The organism is Bradyrhizobium genosp. A (assembly GCF_049949275.1).
Classification (GTDB): Bacteria; Pseudomonadota; Alphaproteobacteria; order Rhizobiales; family Xanthobacteraceae; genus Bradyrhizobium.
Window position 1 is genome coordinate 4712406 of record NZ_CP188196.1, and the last position, 22813, is coordinate 4735218.

The window sequence follows — 22813 nt, forward strand, 5'->3', positions numbered from 1 at the left end:
CACTTTCTTCCCTCCCTCCATCACTCATCGTGATGGAGGGAGCACGAGAACGCGTGTCACTTCGCGGGCGAGGTCTCGTCGACCCAGACGTCCTCGACGTTCTGGTGGGTCAGCTCCGTCGGGTTGAGCTGAATTCCGTGGAGCCACGGCTGCACGGCCATGACCGCCTTGTTGTAGTTGAAGAACCAGACCGGCGCCTCTTCGTAGAGCAGCGCATTGGCCTTTTGCAGCAGCTGGGTGCGCTTCGCGGTATCGTCGGCCTGCCCGGCGTCATCGATGATCTTGTCGAACTCGGCGTTCTTGAAGTTCATGTAGTTGCAGGCCGATTGCGGCGTCGACGAGTGGAAGCATTTCAGCGCAGCCAGGGGGTCCGGGCCGGTCTGCTGGGAATAGATGAAGGCCTGGTAGTCGCCGGAGCGAACCACCTCCGACAGCACCGCGGCCTCGACCTGCTTGACCTTCGCCTTGATGCCGACCTTGTCCAGCATCGGGATGACGGCCGAGACGATCGGCAGGCCCCAGCTCTCATTCTGGCTGGCGGTCCATTCGAATTCAAAGCCGGAGGGGTAGCCGGCGTCGGCGAGCAGCTGCTTGGCCTTGGCGGGATCGTAGGGGTACGGCTTCATTGCCTTGTCGTAGGCCGGCGAGGTCAGCGGCAGCCAGCTGGTGGCGCGATAGGCCTTGCCTTTGACCAGCTTGTTGATGATCAGATCGGTGTCGATCGCGTAGTTGATTGCCTGCCGGACGCGCTTGTCGGCGAACGGCTTGAAGGCGGGATTCATCCCCATGTAACGCGTAAACACCTCGGCGACCTCGGCGATGGTGCCCTTGAGGTTGGGATCGGCCTGATAGGCGACATACTGCGCCGGCCCGAGCACGGAGGTGTCGATCTCCTTGTTGCGGAATGCGACATCGCGCGCCGCGGCCTCACCCATGATCGACACGATGACCTTTTCGGCATAGGGCTTGCCGGGCTTGTAGAACCGGTCCCACCGCTCCATGACGATGCGCGATCCCGGCACGTGCTCGACGAACTTGAATGGCCCAAGGCCGATGGGATGCTGGATGAAGCTGTCCTTGGCGGCCTCGTCGGCGGGATAGATCGAGGTCAGCGCGGTGAAGAAGTAGAAGCCGGGATCGACCTTATCGGTCAGCTTCATCTCGACGGTGAAGTCGTCGATCTTCTTCAGGCCGGAAATCTCCTTGGCCTGGCCCTTCTCGACCGCGGCCGCGCCCTCGATGACGCGGACATAGCGCGCGCCGGGATAGGCCTTGGTGCCGTCCATGATGCGGTTGTAGGACCAGATGAGGTCGTCAGCCGTCATTTTGCGGCCATTGTGGAAATAGGCGTCGTCGCGGAGCTTGAAGGTGTGAACGAGACCGCCGCCCGAGACGACGACCTCCTTGGCAAGCTCCGGGACCGGCTTGCCTTCCGCGGAATCCCAGATGTAGAGCGAGCGATGCAGCGCCTTGGCGTAGATCTCGTCCTGGGCGCGCTGGGTGGTGTGGATGTCCAGGCTGGTGAAGCTCGAACCGTAAGGCGCGGTCATGCGGATGGTTCCGCCCTTGCGCGGCGTCTGAGCCTCCGCCGATCCGGCCAGCGCCAGACCCAAACCCGCAACGATCGCAATCATCCTGAACATCATATGTCCCCCCAAACGCAGGCATTCCGATCAGGGATTTGATCATCCGTCAGCGGTCGAACGCAAGCTTCGTTTTGATGGCGGACGGTGCCGGTTCCGGGCCTCGGATGTCAGGTTGCACCCGCCCGGCGATGCGAGCCGCCGATTGACGCGGTGCGTCATCGCGCGGCCGCGCTCAGCCGGATAGCTCCGGCTGCCAGTCCCGCAGCTTTCGCGCAGCGCCGGTGACGTCTGCGATCGTCCGAAATGCCGCCGCCTCCACCATCATCCCCCGCGCGAGGCGCACGGCGCGGGCTTCGCTGATCGCGCGCGCCCTGGGGTCCTCGATCAGTTCGAAGTCAATGTTGTGGGCGAGGCCGAAGATGCGGCGGACGGTCTTGGCGGCGGCAAAGCCGACGGTGTCGGTGAACAGGCGCTGCATGTAGGCTTGCCGCTCGATCTCCAGCCGCGCGGCGCCCTTTTCGCCGGCGAACAGCGAGACCGGGTAGGCGTCGCCACGGGCCTCCGACCGCCAGAGGTCGAGGAATTTGCCGACGAACCCGCCCCAGACCTGCTCGACTGACTCCAGCACCCAGCCCTCAAATGCCTGCCGCTCGCCCGGCGTGCGCTCGTGGCCGGCGGAGGCGAAAAAGGCCATCAGCAGATTGGCCAGTACCGCGCCGACGTCAAACCCCATCGGGCCGTAGAATGCGAATTCGGGGTCGATTACCCGCGTCTCGCCCTCAGTCACCATGATTGAGCCAGTGTGAAGATCGCCATGGAGCAGCGCTTCCGGGCTTGCCATGAACTTCAGCTTCAGCCGGGAGATCGCGACATGCAGCTCCATGTCGTCGCGCAAGGCGGCGGCGAACCCGTCGAGATAGGGTGTGGTCCAGCGGTTCTGCTCGGCGAGGCGATAGGGATCGGTGAAGATCAGATCCTCGGTAATCTTGCACAGCGCATGGTTGCCGGCGAAGGCCGCGATGGCCTCCTTCTTCTCGGCAGCCGAGAGCGCGAGGTCGGAGGTGAAGAACAGCGTCCGCGCCATGAAGGTGGTGATGTCGTCGACGAAGCGTGGATAGCGCGTGCCCGCCACCAGCCCCTTGCGCATGATGATGTGGGGCTCGAGCAGCTCCATCACAGTCAGCGCCAGCGTCTCGTTGTGATGCAGCAGTGCCGGCACCAGGCCGGGCGCGAGTTGGGCCTGCCGGGTCAGCGCGAGATATTCGTAATGGGCCCGCGACAAAGGCAGCGGCCAGCTTTCGCCGACAAGGCGGACGTAAGGCAGCGCCTGCTTCACGGCGATGCCGCCGCTTGTGCCCTTCACGATGAAAACGAGGTTGAGATTGCCGTCGCCGACCTCGGTGATCGCCCAGGCGCCCGGCTCGCCGCCGAGTAGCGCCGCGATGTCAGGCAGGCCTGCGAGATAGTCCCGCAAGGCCGCTTCCTGCAGAATCCGATAGTCCCCCGACTGCCCTTGCGTCATGACGATCCCATCCCATGTGCGTGGGCCGGATCGTTACTCCCGCTCCAGGAAGCTCGAGCCGATCTCGGCCTTTCTTTTGATCGGATCGTAATCACAATAGACGTTGTCCGCCACCAGTGTGTAGCTGGCGCTGACGGTGTATTTATCCAGCTTGACCGAGTTCAGCCCGATCACCGAGGTGCTCTTTCCGCCATTCCATTTGAACGGCGTCGAGCTCTTGGCCTGCTCGCAGGCCATCACGGCCTCGTTGAAGACGTAGCCCTCGACGAACGCCTTCAGCGTTCGCACCTGCACGGCCATCTTCCATTCGACATAGCCGATGGCCCCGAGGCCGGCGACGATCAGCACCAGAAGCGCGACGACGATCCTCTGAAAAGTCATTTGTTTCCCCAAAAAAATCCGCCAGCTGGAAAATCTAGACGACCGTTTGCATAAAACCAATCATACCCGCGGACCTCATCCTGAGGAGACCGCGCAGCGGTCGTCTCGAAGGATGGCCTCGGGCGAGATCTCGCCTGTGGCCGTCCTTCGAGACGCGCGCAAGAGCGCGCTCCTCAGGACGAGGCCGATAAGCCTAAAACGGCATTCCCATCAATTTCGACAGCCGTTCGATCGAGAGATAGCCAGCCTCATAGGCGACCATGCCGAGACCATAGATGATCGCCGAGATGATCGTGGTCCAGACCAGCTTGCGCTTCATGCCGGTCATAACAGGTGCGCCGGGGTCGGTGCCGGGCGCGCCGACGCCGTCCTCGTGCTGGCTGCGCACGCCGAACGGCAGCGTCAGGAACAGCGCGATCCACCAGATCACGAAATAGATTGCGAGCCCGGTCGATATCTGAGCGGCCATGATCCCGGCCCTATGCCTGCTCGATTTCGACCAGCGCGCCCGAAAAATCCTTCGGATGCAGGAACAGCACCGGCTTGCCGTGGGCGCCGATCTTCGGCACGCCGTCGCCGAGCACCCGCGCCCCCTCCTTCACCAGGGTGTCGCGCGAGGCGATGATGTCGACGACCTCGTAGCAGACATGGTGGATGCCGCCGTCGGCATTGCGCTCGAGAAACTTTGCGATCGGCGAGGTCTCGCCGAGCGGTTCGATGAACTCGATCTTGGTGTTGGGCAGCGTCGCGAACACGGTGGTGACGCCATGCTCGGGCAGCGCGACGGCCTCGGAAATCTGCGCACCGAACGCCGCGCCGTAGATTTTTGCGGACTTGACGGCATCCCTGGTCGCGATCGCGACGTGGTTGAGGCGACCCAGCATGTTTCTACTCCCTCAGCGCATGATCCGAAGACCACGCTTAATCTACACCGTCAGGACGTGTACCAGACAGGGGGGCTTTTTGCCCCAATGTTCGTTGATGACGGCCCGGACAGCGCGCCGCACCGATTCCGCCAGCGCATCCGCATCCCTGCGGCGCGCCTTCGGCAGGCCCTCGATCGTGGACATCACGGCATCGAAGACGATGTCGTCGAGGGGCTCGCCCGCCCGGTTCTTCTCGGGGATGCCGACCAGATCGACCTCGGGCTCGTCGACAAGCTCGCCCTGCGCGGTCATGGCGACGGCGACGAAAGCGCAGCCGGAGAACGCCATGCGGCGGCGCTCGACCACCGCGCGGGATTTCGAATCCTCCACGATGGTGCCGTCCTTGTAGAGCCGGCCCGAAGGCACCTCGCCGATGATACCGGGATCGCCGGGCCCGAGCTTGACGAGGTCGCCATTGCGAATGACCAGGACACGCGGCACGCCTGCGGCGCGCGCGAGCTTGGCGTGCTCGTTCAGGTGCAGGGCTTCGCCATGGACCGGGATCAGCAGCTGCGGCTTCACCCAGGAGATCATGTCGCGCAGCTCGTCGCGGCGGGGGTGGCCGGAGACGTGGACCAGATGGTCGCGGTCGGTGAGGACCTCGACGCCCTGCAGCACCAGATTGTTGATGATCGAGCCGACGGCCTTCTCGTTGCCCGGGATGGTGCGCGAGGAGAAGATCACGCTGTCGCCGCGGTTGAGCGTGATCTCGGGGTGGTCGTCATTGGCGATGCGGGCCAGCGCCGCGCGGGGCTCGCCCTGGCTGCCGGTACAGAGCGCCAGCACCTTGTCCTGCGGCAGATGGCCGTAGACCTCGGGCGAGCGGAAATTCTGCACGCCGTCGAGATAGCCGGTCTCGCGCGCGACCTGCACCACGCGCTCCATGGCGCGGCCGACCACGACGACCTCGCGGTCGGCGGCTTTCGCCGCGTCGGCAACGGCCTTGATGCGCGCGACGTTGGAGGCAAAGGTCGTCACCGCGACGCGGCCCTTGGCGGCCTTCACCAGATCGATGATGGTCCGGGCGACCTCGGCTTCGGAGGGCGAGCGGCCGTCGCGCACCGCATTGGTGGAATCGCCGATCAGGGCAAGAACGCCCGCCTCGCCGAGCTCGCGCAGCCGCTTCTCGTCGGTCGGACGCCCCAAAGTCGGGGTCGGGTCGATCTTCCAGTCGCCGGTGTGCAGCACCGTGCCGGCCTCGGTGTGGATCGCCAGTGCGTGCGCTTCGGGAATTGAATGCGCGACCGAGATGAACTCGACGTTGAAGGGGCCGACATCGATGCGGCCACCGGACGGGACGACGGTGACCGGAATCTTCGGCGCATTGCGCTCGGCGGCGCATTTGGCCTCGAACAGCGCCGCGCTGAACTGCGTCGCATAGATCGGGCATTTCAGCCTGGGCCAGAGATCGATGATGGCGCCAAAATGGTCCTCATGGGCGTGGGTCAGCACCAGGCCCATCAGGTTCTTGCGCTCCTTCTCCAGGAAGCTGATGTCCGGCATGATCAGGTCGATGCCGGGCAGATGCTCCTCGTCGCCGAAGGAGACGCCGAGGTCCACCGCCAGCCAGGAACGCTGATTGCGGTTGCCCAGGCCATAGATCGACAGGTTCATGCCGATCTCGCCGACGCCGCCAAGCGGCGCAAACACCAGTTCGTCGGGTCTCGCCATCACGCAGCTCCCACCGAACGGACCGGGCCGAAGAACACCTCGCCCGCGGCGATTGGCACGCGACGGCCCTCCGCGGTGCGGACAATCAGGCAGCCGGTGTCGTCGATCGTGTCAAAAATGCCTTCCAAGACCATGGTTCCCGTGTGGATCGCGATCGGCTCGCCTAGGCGGGCGGCGCGCTCCAGCCAACGCTTGCGTATCTCGGCAAAGCCGCGGCCATTGTCCCAGATGCCGCGAAATTCGACCCAAGCGTCCGTCAGGGCCGAGAACAGCTCCTCCGCGCTGATCTGGACGCCGAGCGCCGCGAGCGACACCGCCGGCGTTGGCGTGCCCTCGGGCGCCGCCACGATGTTGGTGCCGATGCCGACCACGATGGCCAGGCGATCGCCGACGGCTTCGGCCTCCAGCCCAATGCCGACCAGCTTCTTGCCGTTGGCGAGGACGTCGTTCGGCCATTTCAGGGCGTATCGGGGCCGGTCAGGGCCGAGCCGCATCGCGGCCTCGATACTGACTTTCTCAAGGGCGGCTTCCTCCGCCAGTCCCGCGGCAAAACCGATCGTGGCGGCCACCGCAGGTGCGACGTCCACGACCTCGAGGACGCTGGCGGCGAGATTGCCCCGGGGCGAGACCCAGGCGCGCTGGCGGCGGCCGCGGCCGGCCGTCTGCTCGGAAGTCACGAACCAGATTGGGCCGCGTTCGCCGGCGCGGGCGCTTTCGATTGCGTCGGTATTGGTCGAGCCGGTCCGCTCCGATGCTACGAGCTTGTAGCCCGCCGCGATTGCACGAGGACCGAGCGCGAACCCCATCCTAGAACAGCGACTTGGCGGCGGCGGAGGCGACGCTCACCACCGGACCCGCGAACAGGGCAAACAGGATGTTGAAGAGGCCCGCGACCGCCAGCACCGTCTTCACCTCGACACGCACCGGATCGACCTGGCCGGCCGGCTCGTCGAAATACATCGTCTTGACGATGGTGAGATAGTAGTAGGCGCCCACCACGCTGGAGAGCACGCCGATCACGGCGAGCGTGAACAGGTTCGCCTTGATGGCGGCGACGAAGACGTACCATTTCGCGAAGAAGCCGGCGAGCGGCGGAATGCCGGCGAGCGAGAACAGCAGCATCGCGAACATAAAGGCGAGCAGCGGATTGGTGCGCGAGAGGCCAGCGAAATCGCTGATCTGCTCCACGGCCTGACCGTTACGCTTCATGGCGAGGATGACCGAGAACGAGCCGAGCGTCATCGCGACATAGATCACGATGTACATCAGCACGCCCTGCGCGCCCTCGACGGTGCCGGCAGCCAAGCCGACCAGCGCGAAGCCCATATGGCCGATCGAGGAATAGGCCATCAGGCGCTTGATGTTGCTCTGGCCGATCGCTGCGAAGGAGCCCAGCACCATCGAGGCGATCGCCACGAACACCAGGATCTGCTGCCACTGCGAGACGATGCCGGGGAACGCGGTCAGCGTGACGCGGGTGAACACCGCAAGCGCGGCGACCTTCGGTGCGGAGGCGAAGAAGGCGGTGACCGGCGTCGGGGCGCCTTCATACACGTCCGGCGTCCACATGTGGAACGGCACGGCCGAGACCTTGAAGCAGAGGCCGGCGAGCAGGAACACCAGGCCGAAGACCAGGCCGACATTCGCGGCGGTCGCAGCCGCGGCGATGCCGGCGAAGCTGACGGTGCCGGTGAAGCCGTACACCAGCGACGCGCCATAGAGCAGCATGCCCGAGGACAGCGCGCCGAGCACAAAGTACTTCAGGCCGGCTTCGGTCGACTTGGCGTTGTCGCGGTTCGAGGTCGCCACGACGTAGAGCGCGAGCGACATCAATTCGAGGCCGAGATAGAGCGAAATCAGATCGCCGGCCGAGATCAGCACCATCATGCCGAGCGTCGAGAGCAGCACCAGGATCGCATATTCGAAGATGCGCCGCGACGGGTCGGCCACGAACTCGGTCGACAGCACCAGCGTCACCGCCGAGCCGATCAGGGCCAGGATCTTCATGAAGCGGGCAAAATCATCGACGATGAAGCTGCCGCCGAAGGTGACCTGCTTACCTGCGGGCAGCATGTATTCGAGCACACCAACCACGATCAGCAGCAGCACCGCGAGCGTGGTGATCGTGCTGGTGGTCCCCTGCCCGCGATAGGCGCCGAGCATCAGAAGCGCCATGGCGCCGACCGCGAGCACGAGCTCGGGCAGCACCGGCGCCAGTTGATAACCTGCAGTCGTAAAGCTCATGGCGATGTCCTGACCTGCCCGATCAATGGAGCAGTGCGGCGGCCTTCACGGCCGTCACAGCGGTATTGTAATTGTTGACGAGTTGCTGGACCGAGGCGGCCGACATGTCGAGCACCGGCTTCGGATAGACGCCGAACAGGATCGTCAGCGCGATCAGCGGGAACAGCGTCACGCATTCACGTAGGGTGAGATCCTTCATGCTCATCAGCGACGGCTTGACCAGCGCCCCGAACACGACCTTGCGGTAGAGCCACAGCGCATAGCATGCCGACAGGATCACGCCTGTTGTGGCGAAGAACGCGGTCGGGATCGAGACCTTGAAGGTGCCGAGCAGCGTCATGAACTCACCGACGAAGCCGGAGGTGCCGGGCAGACCGACATTGGCCATGGTGAAAACCATGAAGGTCAGCGCGTAGAGCGGCATCCGGTTGACGAGGCCGCCATAGGCCGCGATCTCACGGGTGTGCAGGCGGTCGTAGACGACGCCGACGCAGAGGAACAGCGCGCCGGAGACGATGCCGTGCGAGATCATCTGGAACACGCCGCCGGCGACGCCCTGCATGGTGCCGGCGAAGATGCCCATGGTGACGAAGCCCATATGCGCCACTGAGGAGTACGCGATCAGCTTCTTCATGTCCTCCTGCATCAGCGCCACCAGCGAGGTGTAGATGATGGCAATCGCGGACAAGGTGAAGATCAGCGGCGCGAAGTCGTGCGAGGCCAGCGGGAACATCGGCAGCGAGAAGCGCAGGAAGCCGTAGCCGCCCATCTTCAAGAGGATCGCCGCGAGAACCACGGAACCCGCGGTCGGCGCCTCGACGTGCGCGTCGGGGAGCCAGGTGTGCACCGGCCACATCGGCATCTTCACCGCAAACGAGGCGAAGAAGGCCAGCCAGGCCCAGGTCTGCAACGACCGCGGCACGGCGGTGTGCATCAAGGTCGGGATGTCGGTGGTGCCGCCGTTCCAGTACAGCGCCATGATGGCGAGCAGCATCAGGACCGAGCCGAGCAGCGTATAGAGGAAGAACTTGAACGACGCGTAGACCCGGCGCGGACCGCCCCAGACGCCGATGATCAGGAACATCGGGATCAGGCCGCCCTCGAAGAACAGGTAGAACAGCACGAGATCGAGCGCCGAGAAGGTGCCGATCATCAGCGTTTCCAGGATCAGGAACGCCATCATGTATTCGCGGACGCGGTTGGTGATCGCCTTCCAGCTCGCGATGATGCAGAACGGCATGATCGCGGTGGTCAGGATCACCAGCGGCAGAGAGATGCCGTCGACGCCCATGTGATAGGTGATGCCGGTGGCGAGCCAGGCCGATTTCTCGACGAACTGGAAGTCGGCATTCGACGGGTCGAAGCGCATGACCAGGAGCACCGACACCGCGAAGGTGATCAGCGTGGTCCACAGCGCGATCCAGCGCGAGTTGCGCTTGGCCGCCTCGTCATCGCCGCGGCTGAGATAGACGATCAGCGCGCCGACGAGCGGCAGGAACGTCGTGACCGAAAGGATGGGCCAGGTTGTCATTTACTGGCCTCCAAAGCCGAACATGAACCAGGTGATCAGGCCGGCGGCGCCGATCAGCATGGCGAATGCGTAGTGATAGAGATAGCCGGTCTGGATCTTCACGACGTTGCGAGTGACGTCCAGCACGCGGGCCGAAATGCCGTCGGGACCGAAGCCGTCGATGATGAAGCCGTCGCCCTTCTTCCAGAGCTGGTAGCCGATCCACTTCGCCGGACGGACGAAGATGATGTCGTACAGCTCGTCGAAATACCACTTGTTGAGCAGGAACTGGTACAGCCCCGGCTGCTCTTTTGCGAGCCGAACCGGGATGTATGGCCGGCTGATGTAGAACAGGTACGACACCAGGAAGCCCAGCACCATCATCGCGAAGGGCAACTGGCCGAGCAACCAGGGCATCTCTTCCATGTCTTCGAGGATGTGTGGATTCATCTTCACAGATTCACGGAAGAACTCCTCAACGCCGTGGGGCCCGACGAACAGCTCCTTGAACGGGAAACCGGCGAAGATCGAACCTACCGCCAGGACGCCGATCGGAATCAGCATCCATATCGGGCTTTCATGCGCGGCCTCGTAATGTTGCTCGTCATGCGGCTCGCCGAAGAACGTTTTCCAGATCAGGCGCCAGGAGTAGAACGACGTAAGTCCCGCAGCCGCGACCGTCAGCAAGTACGCATAAATCGCGACTGGACTATGCGACGCATAGGCCGACTCGATGATGGCATCCTTCGAGAAGAAACCGGCGAATCCGGGAACGCCCGTCAGCGCCATGGTCCCGATGCACATCACCCCGAACGTATACGGGATCTTCCGCCACAGCCCGCCCATGTTGCGGATGTCCTGCTCGTGGTGCATCGCGTAGATCACCGAGCCGGAACCCAAGAACAACAGCGCCTTGAAGAAGGCGTGCGTGAACAGGTGGAACATGCCGACCGAATAGGCCCCTGCTCCCATCGCCACGAACATGTAGCCGAGCTGCGAACAGGTCGAATAGGCGACGATGCGCTTGATGTCGTTCTGGACGAGACCGATGGTCGCCGCGAAGAACGCCGTGGTGGCGCCGAAGAACATCACGACGGCCTGCGCGTTCGGCGCGAGCTCGAACAGCGGCGACAGGCGCGCCACCATGAACACGCCGGCGGTCACCATGGTCGCGGCGTGGATCAGCGCCGACACCGGCGTCGGGCCTTCCATCGCGTCCGGCAACCAGGTGTGCAGCAGGAACTGCGCCGACTTACCCATCGCGCCCATGAACAGCAGGAGGCAGGTCAGCGTCAGCGCATCGGCATGCCAGCCGAGGAAGTCGATGGTCTTGCCGGTCAGGCCCGGCGCCGCATGGAAGATGGTCTCGAAATCAGTCGAGTTGGTCAGGTAGAAGATGGCGAAGATGCCGAGCGCGAAACCGAAATCGCCGACGCGGTTGACCACGAAGGCCTTGATGGCCGCGGCGTTCGCCGACGGCTTCTGATACCAGAAGCCGATCAGCAGATAGCTCGCCAGACCGACGCCTTCCCAGCCGAAGAACAGCTGCACGAGGTTGTCAGCCGTCACCAGCATCAGCATGGCGAAGGTGAACAGGCTTAGATAGCCGAAGAAGCGCGGCCGGTACGGATCCTCATCCATGTAGCCGATGGAATAGAGGTGCACGAGCGAGGACACGGTCGTCACCACCACCAGCATCACGGCGGTGAGCGTGTCGACGCGCAGCGTCCACCAGACCTGCAGATCGCCGGAGAAGATCCAAGGCAGAAGCTGGACCCGGGTGTCATGGCCGTTGAAGCCGACATCGACCAGCGTCATCCAGGACAGCGCCGCTGCCACGAACAGGAACGCCGTCGTGATCAGCTCAGCGCCCCGCGAGCCGGCGGCTGCCGGCTCGACCGGGCCGTGGCCATGGTCGTCGTGAGCGCCCGCATCATCGTGATGGCTCTCGTGGATGACCGAGGCATCCTCGTTGATCGTATCGGACGCATGGGCGTGCGCGCCATGCCCGTGATCGCCGTGATGCTCGACCTCGTCGCCAGAGGGGTTGCGGGCATGCGCCCCAAACAGGGCGACCAGGCCAGCAAAAATGGCGCCCAGCAGAGGCAGAAAGACAATTGCCTGGACCATGACTGAGCTCAGCCCTTCATCAGATTGACGTCCTCAACCGCGATCGAGCCGCGGTTGCGGAAATAGACCACCAGGATGGCGAGACCGATCGCGGCTTCGGCAGCCGCAACGGTCAGGACCAGCAGCGCGAAGACCTGACCGACGATGTCGCCGAGGAAGGTCGAGAATGCCACCAGGTTGACGTTGACCGAGAGCAGGATCAGCTCGATCGACATCAGGATGACGATGATGTTCTTGCGGTTCAGGAAGATGCCGAGGATGCCGAGCGTGAACAGGATTGCGCCGACCGCCAGATAATGTCCGAGCCCGATCGTCATTTCACCCACTCCGCCGCATCGCTGTCCTGGAGCCCCTGCCCCGATGCGACCTTGCGCATCGCCATCGCCATCTCCGGCGTGCGCGCGTTCTGAACGTTGATGTCCTGTCGCTTCACGCTCGCCTTGTGGCGCAGCGTCAGCACGATGGCGCCGATCATGGCGACCAGCAGCACCATGCCCGAGAGCTGGAAGTAGTGGACATACTTCGTATAGAGCACCAGGCCGAGCGCCTCGGTGTTCGAGACGTTGGTCGGGATCGGTGCCGTGATGGTCTTGCTCACGGACGGATTGATGACCCAGGCGCCGACGGTGAGCAGCAGCTCGAACAGGAAGATGCCGCCGATCACGACACCTACCGGCAGGTACTGGATGAAGCCTTCGCGCAGCTCGAGGAAGTCGACATCGAGCATCATGATCACGAACAGGAACAGCACCGCGACCGCGCCGACATAGACGACGATCAGGATCATCGCGAGGAATTCGGCGCCCATCAGCACGAACAGGCCGGAGGCGTTGACGAATGCCAGGATCAGGTACAGCACGGAGTGCACGGGATTGCGCGAGACAATCACCATCACCGCCGAGGCGACGCAGACGGCGGCGAAGAGATAGAAGAACAGCGCGGGAAGGATCATGCTCTCATCTCACCGGTAAGGCGCGTCGAGCTCGATCGCTTTCGCGATCTCGCGTTCCCAGCGGTCGCCGTTGGCGAGCAGCTTGGCCTTGTCATAGAACAGTTCCTCGCGGGTCTCGGTCGCGAACTCGAAGTTCGGACCTTCGACGATGGCGTCGACCGGACAGGCCTCCTGGCAGAGGCCGCAATAGATGCACTTCACCATGTCGATGTCGTAGCGCACGGTGCGGCGGGTGCCGTCGTTGCGGCGCGGGCCGGCCTCGATGGTGATGGCCTGCGCCGGGCAGATCGCTTCGCACAGCTTGCAGGCGATGCAGCGCTCCTCGCCGTTCGGATAGCGGCGCAGCGCATGCTCGCCGCGGAAGCGCGGCGAGATCGGGCCCTTCTCGAACGGATAGTTCAGCGTCGGCTTCGGCTGGAAGAAATAGCGCATCGCGAGGAAGAACGCCGAGACGAATTCCGACAGCAGGAGCGAGCGTGCAGTAGCGTTGATGTTGATACCCATGACGGCCCTCACTTCGGCGCGATGCCGGCGAACTGCAGCACACCGGCCACCACGACCACCATCGCCAGCGACAACGGCAGGAACACCTTCCAGCCGAGCCGCATCAGTTGGTCGTAGCGGTAGCGCGGCACGATCGCCTTTGCCATCGCGAACAGGAAGAACATGAAGAAGACTTTGAGCGAGAACCAGATGATCCCCGGCACCCAATTGAAGGGCGGCAGGTCCACCGGCGGTAGCCAGCCTCCGAGGAACAGAATGGTCGCCATCGCGCACATCGTGACGATCGCGACATACTCGCCGAGCATGAACAGCAGATACGGCGTCGAGCCGTATTCGACCATGAAGCCGGCGACCAGCTCGGATTCCGCTTCGACGAGGTCGAACGGCGGGCGGTTGGTTTCCGCCAGCGCCGAGACGTAGAACACCACGAACATTGGGAACAGCGGCCACACGTACCAGTTCAGGATGGTGAGCTGCGGCAGCCCGATCAGGCTGGCAACGCCGCGGATGTGCTGGGCCTCGACTACGGCCGAGAGGTTCAGCGTGCCGGCGCAGAGCAGCACCGTGATGATGACGAAGCCGATCGAGACTTCATACGACACCATCTGCGCCGCCGAGCGCAGCGCGGCCAGGAACGGATATTTCGAGTTCGACGACCAGCCGGCCATGATGATGCCGTAGATCGACAGCGACGAGATCGCGAAGATGAAGAGGACGCCGACATTGATGTCGGAGATCACCCAGCCGAGATTGGTCGGGATCACCGCCCAGGCCGCGAGCGCGAGCACGCAGGACACCAGCGGCGCCAGGAGGAACACACCCTTGTTGGCGCCGGCCGGAATGATCGGCTCCTTCAGCACGAACTTCAGGAGGTCGGCAAAGGACTGGAACAGGCCCCACGGCCCGACCACGTTCGGACCGCGGCGGATCTGCACCGCCGCCCAGATCTTGCGGTCGGCGAGCAGGATGTAGGCGATCGCGACCAGCAGGACGACAAGCACCAGCACGCTCTCCGCGATCATGATGATCAGCGGCCAGAGGAAGCCGGTCCAGACTGCGCTTGCGAAAAATTCCATCTAGCTCACTCCGCTGCGGTCAGCATCTGCCCGGAGGCAAGCCGCGAGCATTCCGCCATCACAGCGGACGCACGCGCGATCGGGTTGGTCAAATAGAAGTCCTCGACGAGAGCCCTGAACGGCGCCTTCTCGGGCGAGCCGCCCTTCCCCGCCAGCTGCTTGATCTGGTCGGCCGCGCCCGCTTCGATCTGGTCGAGACGGATCAGATGCGGCACGGCCTTGAAGATCGCCTGGCGCAGCGCCGACAACGAGTCGTAGCCGAGCTTCTTGCCGAGCGCTTCCGACAACGCACGAACGATCGCCCAGTCCTCGCGGGCTTCGCCCGGCGGGAACGCGGCGCGGCCGGTCATCTGCACCCGGCCTTCGGTGTTGACGTAGATCGCGGACTTCTCGGTGTAGGCAGCCGCCGGCAGGATCACGTCGGCACGGTGCGCGCCGCGGTCGCCATGGGTGCCGATGTAAACGACGAAGGTGCCGTCCGGCGCCTTGATCTCGTCGGCGCCGAGCAGGAACAGCAGGTCGAGCGTACCGAAGGTCGTCATCTGCGCGGCGTTCAGCCCGCCCCGACCGGCGACGAAGCCGATATCGAGCGCACCGACGCGCGAAGCGCTCTCGTGCAGCACGCCAAAGCCATTCCAGCCGTCCTTCACCGCGCCGACGTCGAGCGCGAGCTTGGCGCTAGCGGCGAGAATGGCGGCGCCGTCGTGACGAGAAGCTGCGCCCGCGCCGACCAGGATGATCGGATTCTTGGCGTTCTTCAGCACGTCCATGAAGGAGTGCTTGCCGGCCGCGAGCTCGCCGAGCGTCTCGGTGCCTGCGCCGAGATGATCGTAATCATAGGTCAGGTCGGCCTTGGCGCCGATCACGCCGACCTTGAAACCACCGGCGCGCCAGCGCTTGCGGATGCGGGCGTTGAACACCGCCGCTTCCTTGCGCGGATTGGCGCCGACGATGAGCAGCGCGTCGGCCTGCTCGACACCTACAAGCGTCGGGTTGAAGATGTAGGAGCCGCGGCCGAGCGCGGGATCGAAGGCGTCGCCGCCCTGCACCGCCATATTGGCCGAGCCGAATTTTGTCAGCAGATCCTTCATCGCGAACATCTCTTCGATGCCGGCAAGATCGCCCGCGATCGCGCCGATGCGCTTGCCGTCGGTGCGCGCCGCCTTGGCGGCGATCGCGGCGAAGGCTTCGCGCCAGCTCGCAGCACGCAGCTTGCCGGCTTCGCGGATATAGGGCCGGTCGAGTCGCTGGGCGCGCAGGCCGTCGACGACGTGGCGGGTCTTGTCCGAGATCCACTCCTCGTTCACGGCCTCGTTGATCCGCGGCAAAATGCGCATCACCTCGCGGCCGCGGGTGTCGACGCGGATCGCAGATCCCACGCCGTCCATGACGTCGATCGACTGGGTCTTGCCGAGCTCCCACGGACGCGCCGCGAAGGCATAGGGTTTTGAGGTCAGCGCGCCGACCGGGCAGATGTCGACGAGATTGCCTTGCAGTTCCGAGGTCAGCGCGTGCTCGAGATAGGTCGTGATCTCCATGTCCTCGCCGCGACCGGTCGCACCCATCTCAGGGGCGCCGGCGACTTCCGCCGAGAAGCGGACGCAGCGCGTGCACTGGATGCAGCGGTTCATCGAGGTCTTGACCAGCGCGCCGAGATATTTGTCCTCGACCGCGCGCTTGTTCTCGGCGAAGCGGCTGGTGTCGACACCATAGCCCATCGCCTGGTCCTGCAGGTCGCACTCGCCGCCCTGGTCGCAGATCGGGCAGTCCAGCGGATGGTTGATCAGAAGGAATTCCATCACGCCTTCGCGCGCCTTCTTCACCATCGGCGAGCGGGTGGAGATTTCCGGCGGCTCGCCCTTCGGGCCCGGACGGCAGTCGCGCACGCCCCAGGCGCAGCTCGCGACCGGCTTCGGGCCGCCCTTCACCTCGACGAGGCACATCCGGCAATTGCCGGCGATCGACAGCCGCTCGTGATAGCAGAAGCGCGGAATCTCGGCACCGGCCGCCTCGCACGCCTGAAGCAGCGTATACTCGGCGGGAACATCGATCTCTTTGCCGTCGATGATGAGCTTGGTCATACGTCAGTCTCTCTCAGTGCGGCAGTTCGACGAGATCGAGGCGGCGCTCGATGCGATCCAGGCGCGCTTCAACACGATCAATTGGCCGATTGATTCCGGCAACCGCGATGTCAACCTGGGCAAGCCGGAGATCAACGTGCCCAATTCTCTCCTCAACGTTCGTGACGCGAGTCTTGATGTCGCTGACGTCCGCAGCCATGCGATCGAATTTCTCGTCCAGGCGACGAAGATACACGAGCACGATGTTGTCCGGTTGATCCGTCATCGTCCTCTCCTACTCCGCCGCGACCATGTTCACGGGATCGCGGACACCGGCATCGTCGATGTCGGCCTTGTGCGAATACTGGTCGATGCGCGCTTCGATCTCATGACGGAAATGCGCGATCAGGCCCTGGATCGGCCATGCGGCTGCGTCGCCGAGCGCGCAGATGGTGTGGCCTTCGACCTGCTTTGTGACTTCAAGCAGCATGTCGATCTCGCGCTTGTGCGCGCGACCTTCGGCCATGCGGGTGAGCACGCGCCACATCCAGCCGGTGCCTTCACGGCACGGCGTGCACTGGCCGCAGCTCTCGTGCTTGTAGAAATAGGAAATTCGGGCGATGGCGCGGATCAGGTCGGTCGACTTGTCCATCACGATCACCGCCGCGGTGCCGAGACCCGAGCGCAGCTTGCTCAGACTGTCGAAATCCATCGGCGTGTCGATGATCTGCTCGGCCGGCACCATGCGCACCGAGGAGCCGCCGGGGATCACGGCCTTGAGGTTGTCCCAGCCGCCACGGACGCCGCCGCAATGCTTTTCGATCAGCTCACGGAACGGAATGCCCATGGCCTCTTCGACGTTGCAGGGCCGCTCGACATGGCCGGAGATGCAGAACAGTTTTGTGCCGACATTGTTCGGACGGCCGATGCCGGCAAACCAGGCAGCGCCACGGCGCAAAATATCCGGCGCAACCGCGATCGACTCGACGTTGTTGACGGTGGTCGGGCAGCCGAACAGGCCGACATTGGCCGGGAACGGCGGCTTCAGGCGCGGCTGGCCCTTCTTGCCCTCGAGGCTTTCGAGCAGCGCGGTCTCTTCACCGCAGATGTAAGCGCCGGCGCCGTGCGCGACGTAGATGTCGAACGGCCAGCCGTTGATATTGTCCTTGCCGACCAGCTTGGCCTCATAGGCCTGGTCGATCGCGGCCTGGAGATGCTCGCGCTCGCGGATGAACTCGCCGCGGACATAGATGTAGCAGGCATGCGCGTTCATCGCGCAGCTCGCGATCAGGCAGCCCTCGACCAGGAGATGCGGATCGTGCCGCATGATCTCGCGATCCTTGCAGGTGCCGGGCTCGGACTCGTCGGCGTTGACGACGAGATAGCTGGGACGCCCGTCCGTGGACTCCTTCGGCATGAAGGACCACTTCAGGCCGGTCGGGAAGCCGGCGCCGCCACGGCCGCGCAGGCCGGACGCCTTCATCTCGTTGATGATCCAGTCGCGGCCCTTGTCGATGATAGTCTTCGTGCCATCCCAGGCGCCGCGGCGCCGCGCACCCTCGAGCCCCCAATCGTGGAGGCCGTAGAGGTTCTTGAAGATGCGGTCCTTGTCCTCGAGCATATCAGTGCTTTCCGATCAACGATTGGCTTGCTTGTAGGCAAGCCCGGCGGCGCAGACGGCGAAGGTCAGCGCCCAGAGCAGACTGGTTTCCTGCGTCGCGTTCATCACGAAGCGCTGCAGCAGGAACATGAAGGCGGCCGCGAGCGCGGAGTGCATGGCGACGGAGCCCCATTTGTTCACGGCTTCGCTCCCCCGGTTCGCCTGAGACGGAAGACCCATCAGGAGGTCTCCTTCAGCGTGGTCGGCCCGCCCGCCGGCGCGGAGAACTGGCGGCCGTTCTGCGGACCGGGCTTCGGCGGATTGCCCGAGGCGAAACCGTCGAGCACCTTGCCAAAACTTTCCCTGGTCAGGTCCTCATAGGTGTCCTTGCCGATCAGCACCATCGGCGCGTTCACGCAGGCGCCCAGGCACTCCACTTCTTCCCAGCTAAAATTGCCGTCCTTGGAGAGATGGAAGGGATCGTGATGGATGCGGCTCTCGCAGACATGGATCAGGTCTTCGGCACCGCGCAGGCGGCACGGCGTGGTGCCGCAGACCTGGACGTGGGCCTTCTTGCCGACCGGCGCGAGCTGGAACATCGTGTAGAAGGTCGCGACCTCGAGCACGCGGATATAGGGCATGTCGAGCAAGTCGGCGACGGCGCGGATCGCGGCCTCCGACACCCAGCCCTCGTGCTGTTCCTGGACGCGCCAGAGGATGGCGATGACCGCCGAGGCCTGGCGTCCGGCCGGATATTTCGCGATCTGCTGCTTGGCGAAGGCAAGGTTCTCGTCCGTGAACGCAAAGCTCGCGGGCTGGACTTCCTTCGGTGCTAATCGGCGAACGGACATGTCTTATCTCTCACTGCATGCGGCGCGCGGTTTTCGCATTCAGGGCATTGATCCTGTCCTGCCAGAATGCGCTTGCGGTGCCGAAAACGTTGTAGCCGACGTGGGTCGAGACCTTGATGCGGTCGAGGATCGACAGCTCGGTCACGGTTTCCAGCCGGTTGGTGCGCGGATCGAGCACCATCAGCTTCAGCGGGGTCTGTTCGAGGATATAGCGCGACACCGCATGAGAGCGGTCGCTGCCGTGCTCCTCGCACATGATCACGCTGTCGGTCTGGAGCAGCCGGGCGCCACCCTTGATCGCCTCGATCTCGACGCCCTCGACGTCGAGCTTGATCAGGTATTTTCCGGTGCCTGCGACCTTGCCGTCGTCGATGAGATTGTCGAGCGCGAGAACGGGCACGTCCTCACCACCCCCGGATGCGTGGCCGGCGATGCTGAAGGCCTCGTGCTTGGTGCCTGACAGCCGCGCGGTGCCGCGCGAGGCGCCGATCGCGCATTTCATGGTCTCGAAGCGGTTGCCGTTGATGCGCGCATTGTTGGCGAGCTTCGGATAGTTCTGGCCCGATGGCTCGATCGCGATCGCCTTGTGCGAGCCGAACGGCTTGCTCGACACCAGCACCGACCAGTAGCCGTAGTTGGCGCCGCAATCGAGCAGCGTGTAATCGACGTCGATGGAGTCGGCGAACAACAACTCCAGCTCGTCCTCGTAGCAATAAGAGCGGTTGAGCAGCTTGCTCCAATAGCCGTCGCCGTAAGGGAATTCGAACACGGCGTCCGGGTTGAGCTTGATCGCGATGTTGCGCTCGGGCAGCGTTTTCCGCAGCAGGTTCGCGCAGGCGATGTAGCCCATATGCGAGAAGTGCGACGAGATCTTCGATCCCGTCACCAGCGCCAAGGCAGCCGTCCGCTCCCACAGGTTGGCCCCTTCAAGGGCCCCCGAGACACGGTCAAACTGGATTGGCGCCTGCGCCATCACCGATCGACCTCTCCGAACACGATGTCGAGCGAACCGAGAATCGCAGAGACGTCGGCGAGCAGATGGCCACGGCAGATGTGGTCCATCGCCTGCAGATGAGCGAAGCCCGGCGCGCGGATCTTGCACTTGTAGGGCTTGTTGGTGCCGTCGGAGATCAAATAGACGCCGAACTCGCCCTTGGGCGCCTCGACCGCGGCATAGACTTCACCCGCCGGCACGTGAACGCCTTCGGTGTAGAGCTTGAAGTGGTGGATCAGCGCTTCCATCGAGCGCTTCATCTCGCCACGACGCGGTGGGGCAACCTTGTTGTCCTCGACGACGACGGGGCCCTTCCCGTCAGGCGCATTCAGCTTCTGAATGCACTGCTTCATGATGCGCACGGACTGGCGCATCTCTTCCATGCGGATCAGATAGCGGTCGTAGCAGTCGCCGTTCTTGCCGATCGGAATGTCGAAATCCATTTCGGCGTAGCACTCATAGGGCTGCGACTTGCGCAGGTCCCAGGCCGCGCCCGAGCCGCGCACCATCACGCCCGAGAAACCCCACTCCCAGGCTTCCTTCAGCGGCACCACGCCGATGTCGACGTTGCGCTGCTTGAAGATGCGGTTGGCGGTGAGCAGCCGGTCGAGGTCCTCGACCACTTTGAGGAACGGATCGCACCAGGCCTCGATGTCGTCGACCAATTTCTGCGGCAGGTCTTGATGCACACCGCCGACACGGAAGAAGGCTGCGTGCATACGGCTGCCCGAGCCGCGCTCGTAGAACACCATCAGCTTCTCGCGCTCTTCAAAACCCCACAGCGGCGGGGTCAGCGCGCCGACGTCCATCGCCTGCGTGGTGACATTGAGAAGGTGAGAGAGAATGCGGCCGATCTCGCAATAGAGCACGCGGATCAGTTGGCCGCGACGCGGCACCTCGATGCCGAGCAGCTTCTCGGCGGCGAGGCAGAAGGCGTGCTCCTGGTTCATCGGCGCGACGTAGTCGAGCCGGTCGAAATACGGGATCGCCTGGAGATAGGTCTTCTGCTCGATCAGCTTTTCGGTGCCGCGGTGAAGCAGGCCGATATGGGGATCGACGCGGGCGACGACTTCGCCGTCGAGCTCCAGCACGAGTCGCAACACGCCGTGCGCGGCCGGATGCTGCGGCCCGAAGTTGATGGTGAAATTTCGGAGGTTCTCAGGTTGCTCGTTCATGATCAGACCTTCGGCCCTGCTTTTTCATCGCCCGGGAGGACCGGATAGTCGGCGCCTTCCCACGGCGACAAAAAGTCGAACTTGCGGAATTCCTGGTTGAGCCGGACCGGCTCGTACACCACGCGCTTCTCCTGGTCGTCGTAACGGACCTCGAGGAAACCGGTGGTCGGAAAATCCTTGCGCAGCGGATGCCCCTCGAAACCGTAGTCGGTGAGGATGCGCCGCATGTCGGGATGGCCGACGAAGAACACGCCGTAGAGGTCGTAGGCCTCGCGCTCGAACCAGTCGGCGCCGGGGAACACCTCGATCAGCGACGGCACCTGCGTGGTCTCGTCGGCCTGGGCCTTGAGCCGGATCCGCGTGTTCAGGGTCGGGGACAGGAAGTGATAGATCACGTCGAAGCGCTTTTCGCGCGACGGATAGTCCGCGGCCGTGATGTCCGTGAAGTTGACGAAACGGCAGTTCGGATCGTCGCGGAGGTACTTGACCACCTCGACGATCTTGCTGGCCTCGACATCAACCGTGAGCTGGTTGAAGGCCACCGAATGACCGGTGGCGGCGCCCGGAAGCGCGCTCACGATCGTCTGCCCCAGGGCGTCGAGCTTGGCGTCGTCCATGACGTAAAACCTTAGCGTTCGATGGTGCCGGTGCGGCGGATCTTCTTCTGCAGCAGCAGCACGCCGTAGAGCAGCGCTTCCGCCGTGGGCGGACAGCCCGGCACGTAGATGTCGATCGGCACGATGCGGTCGCAGCCGCGCACGACCGAGTAGGAATAGTGATAATAGCCGCCGCCGTTGGCGCAGGAGCCCATCGAGATCACGTAGCGCGGCTCGGGCATCTGGTCGTAGACCTTGCGCAGCGCTGGCGCCATCTTGTTGGTCAGCGTGCCCGCGACGATCATCACGTCGGACTGGCGCGGCGAAGCACGCGGCGCGAAGCCGAAGCGCTCGACGTCGTAGCGCGGCATCGACACTTGCATCATCTCGACCGCGCAGCAGGCGAGACCGAAGGTCATCCACATCAAGGAGCCGGTGCGGGCCCAGGTGATGAGATCGTCAGTCGCGGCCACGAAGAAGCCCTTGTCGGACAGCTCGTGGTTGACCTCGAGGAAGAACGGGTCATTGGCCCCGACCGGCTTGCCGGTCGAGGGATCCAGGATGCCCTTGGGAGCCGGCGCGAGAGCCGGACCGGCTGATGGTGCAGGGTTCAATCCCATTCGAGTGCGCCTTTCTTCCATTCATAGGCGAAGCCCACCGTCAGCACGGCGAGGAACACCATCATGGACCAGAAGCCGGTCGCGCCAAGCTTGCCGAACGCCACCGCCCAGGGAAACAGGAACGCCACCTCGAGATCGAAGATGATGAAGAGGATGGCGACCAGATAGAAACGGACGTCGAACTTCATGCGGGCGTCGTCGAAGGCGTTGAAACCGCACTCATACGCCGACAGCTTTTCCGGGTCCGGCTGCTGGAACGCCACGATGAAGGGCGCGATCAGCAGCACAAGGCCGATGATGGCAGCTACCCCTATGAATACCACGAGTGGAAGATAGTTCTGTAGAATGCCGCTCATTGACGAGCCCTTTTTCCCGCAGCCTCGGGACAGCCGCGGATTCGTCCGATTTGGAATTA

At 63.9% G+C, this 22813-nt stretch carries 24 protein-coding genes; all 24 read right to left on the reverse strand.

The window, feature by feature from the left end:
• Window positions 1–56 precede the first annotated feature (56 nt).
• Entirely contained in the window at window positions 57–1646 is a 1590-nt protein-coding gene (locus ACP2YP_RS21860; protein ID WP_426418423.1) for an ABC transporter substrate-binding protein, read from the reverse strand.
• 172 nt (window positions 1647–1818) lie between these two features.
• On the reverse strand, window positions 1819–3108 hold the full coding sequence (mtnK, locus tag ACP2YP_RS21865) for an S-methyl-5-thioribose kinase (RefSeq protein WP_426418424.1): 1290 nt from the start codon (window positions 3106–3108) through the stop codon (window positions 1819–1821).
• Window positions 3109–3141: 33 nt separating this feature from the next.
• The gene (locus ACP2YP_RS21870) at window positions 3142–3489 is read right to left on the reverse strand and encodes a hypothetical protein (protein WP_426418425.1); all 348 of its coding nucleotides are present in this window, start codon (window positions 3487–3489) and stop codon (window positions 3142–3144) included.
• A gap of 193 nt (window positions 3490–3682) precedes the next feature.
• Complete coding sequence (locus ACP2YP_RS21875) at window positions 3683–3958, reverse strand: DUF1467 family protein (protein ID WP_426418426.1); 276 nt, start codon at window positions 3956–3958, stop codon at window positions 3683–3685.
• A gap of 10 nt (window positions 3959–3968) precedes the next feature.
• Window positions 3969–4373, reverse strand: a complete 405-nt coding sequence (mce, locus tag ACP2YP_RS21880) for a methylmalonyl-CoA epimerase (protein WP_426418427.1) — start codon at window positions 4371–4373, stop codon at window positions 3969–3971.
• A gap of 42 nt (window positions 4374–4415) precedes the next feature.
• On the reverse strand, window positions 4416–6086 hold the full coding sequence (locus ACP2YP_RS21885) for a ribonuclease J (RefSeq protein WP_426418428.1): 1671 nt from the start codon (window positions 6084–6086) through the stop codon (window positions 4416–4418).
• Window positions 6086–6892, reverse strand: a complete 807-nt coding sequence (locus ACP2YP_RS21890; protein ID WP_426418429.1) for a biotin--[acetyl-CoA-carboxylase] ligase — start codon at window positions 6890–6892, stop codon at window positions 6086–6088. The genes ACP2YP_RS21885 and ACP2YP_RS21890 overlap by 1 nt, the downstream gene beginning before the upstream one ends.
• Window position 6893: 1 nt before the next feature.
• A complete protein-coding gene (nuoN, locus tag ACP2YP_RS21895; RefSeq protein ID WP_426418430.1) occupies window positions 6894–8330 on the reverse strand; it encodes an NADH-quinone oxidoreductase subunit NuoN in 1437 nt (478 codons plus the stop codon).
• Between the two features lie 22 nt (window positions 8331–8352).
• Window positions 8353–9861, reverse strand: a complete 1509-nt coding sequence (locus ACP2YP_RS21900; RefSeq protein ID WP_426418431.1) for an NADH-quinone oxidoreductase subunit M — start codon at window positions 9859–9861, stop codon at window positions 8353–8355.
• Window positions 9862–11970: an NADH-quinone oxidoreductase subunit L gene (nuoL, locus tag ACP2YP_RS21905; RefSeq protein WP_426418432.1), complete on the reverse strand. Its 2109-nt coding sequence runs from the start codon at window positions 11968–11970 to the stop codon at window positions 9862–9864.
• A gap of 8 nt (window positions 11971–11978) precedes the next feature.
• Entirely contained in the window at window positions 11979–12287 is a 309-nt protein-coding gene (nuoK, locus tag ACP2YP_RS21910; RefSeq protein ID WP_008136131.1) for an NADH-quinone oxidoreductase subunit NuoK, read from the reverse strand.
• On the reverse strand, window positions 12284–12922 hold the full coding sequence (locus ACP2YP_RS21915) for an NADH-quinone oxidoreductase subunit J (protein WP_426418433.1): 639 nt from the start codon (window positions 12920–12922) through the stop codon (window positions 12284–12286). Before ACP2YP_RS21915 ends, nuoK begins: the two co-directional genes overlap by 4 nt.
• Before the next feature lie 9 nt (window positions 12923–12931).
• Window positions 12932–13420, reverse strand: a complete 489-nt coding sequence (nuoI, locus tag ACP2YP_RS21920; RefSeq protein WP_027529879.1) for an NADH-quinone oxidoreductase subunit NuoI — start codon at window positions 13418–13420, stop codon at window positions 12932–12934.
• Between the two features lie 14 nt (window positions 13421–13434).
• Complete coding sequence (gene nuoH / locus ACP2YP_RS21925; RefSeq protein WP_426418434.1) at window positions 13435–14502, reverse strand: NADH-quinone oxidoreductase subunit NuoH; 1068 nt, start codon at window positions 14500–14502, stop codon at window positions 13435–13437.
• Between the two features lie 5 nt (window positions 14503–14507).
• Window positions 14508–16583, reverse strand: coding sequence for an NADH-quinone oxidoreductase subunit NuoG (gene nuoG / locus ACP2YP_RS21930; RefSeq protein ID WP_426418435.1), 2076 nt, complete (start codon window positions 16581–16583; stop codon window positions 14508–14510).
• A gap of 13 nt (window positions 16584–16596) precedes the next feature.
• Window positions 16597–16848: a hypothetical protein gene (locus ACP2YP_RS21935; RefSeq protein WP_426418436.1), complete on the reverse strand. Its 252-nt coding sequence runs from the start codon at window positions 16846–16848 to the stop codon at window positions 16597–16599.
• A 9-nt stretch (window positions 16849–16857) separates the two neighbouring features.
• Window positions 16858–18183, reverse strand: coding sequence for an NADH-quinone oxidoreductase subunit NuoF (nuoF, locus tag ACP2YP_RS21940; RefSeq protein ID WP_426418437.1), 1326 nt, complete (start codon window positions 18181–18183; stop codon window positions 16858–16860).
• A gap of 15 nt (window positions 18184–18198) precedes the next feature.
• Window positions 18199–18402: a hypothetical protein gene (locus ACP2YP_RS21945; protein WP_426418438.1), complete on the reverse strand. Its 204-nt coding sequence runs from the start codon at window positions 18400–18402 to the stop codon at window positions 18199–18201.
• The gene (nuoE, locus tag ACP2YP_RS21950; RefSeq protein ID WP_426418439.1) at window positions 18402–19013 is read right to left on the reverse strand and encodes an NADH-quinone oxidoreductase subunit NuoE; all 612 of its coding nucleotides are present in this window, start codon (window positions 19011–19013) and stop codon (window positions 18402–18404) included. Before nuoE ends, ACP2YP_RS21945 begins: the two co-directional genes overlap by 1 nt.
• Window positions 19014–19023: 10 nt before the next feature.
• Window positions 19024–19986 carry an FkbM family methyltransferase gene (locus ACP2YP_RS21955; RefSeq protein WP_426418440.1) on the reverse strand — a complete coding sequence of 321 codons (963 nt, stop codon included), beginning with the start codon at window positions 19984–19986 and terminating at the stop codon, window positions 19024–19026.
• A complete protein-coding gene (locus ACP2YP_RS21960) occupies window positions 19986–21182 on the reverse strand; it encodes an NADH-quinone oxidoreductase subunit D (RefSeq protein WP_426418441.1) in 1197 nt (398 codons plus the stop codon). The genes ACP2YP_RS21955 and ACP2YP_RS21960 overlap by 1 nt, the downstream gene beginning before the upstream one ends.
• Window positions 21183–21184: 2 nt before the next feature.
• Window positions 21185–21799, reverse strand: coding sequence for an NADH-quinone oxidoreductase subunit C (locus ACP2YP_RS21965; protein ID WP_426418442.1), 615 nt, complete (start codon window positions 21797–21799; stop codon window positions 21185–21187).
• A gap of 11 nt (window positions 21800–21810) precedes the next feature.
• Complete coding sequence (locus tag ACP2YP_RS21970) at window positions 21811–22392, reverse strand: NuoB/complex I 20 kDa subunit family protein (RefSeq protein WP_426426225.1); 582 nt, start codon at window positions 22390–22392, stop codon at window positions 21811–21813.
• Window positions 22389–22754, reverse strand: a complete 366-nt coding sequence (locus ACP2YP_RS21975; protein WP_426418443.1) for an NADH-quinone oxidoreductase subunit A — start codon at window positions 22752–22754, stop codon at window positions 22389–22391. The genes ACP2YP_RS21970 and ACP2YP_RS21975 overlap by 4 nt, the downstream gene beginning before the upstream one ends.
• Window positions 22755–22813: the final 59 nt, after the last annotated feature.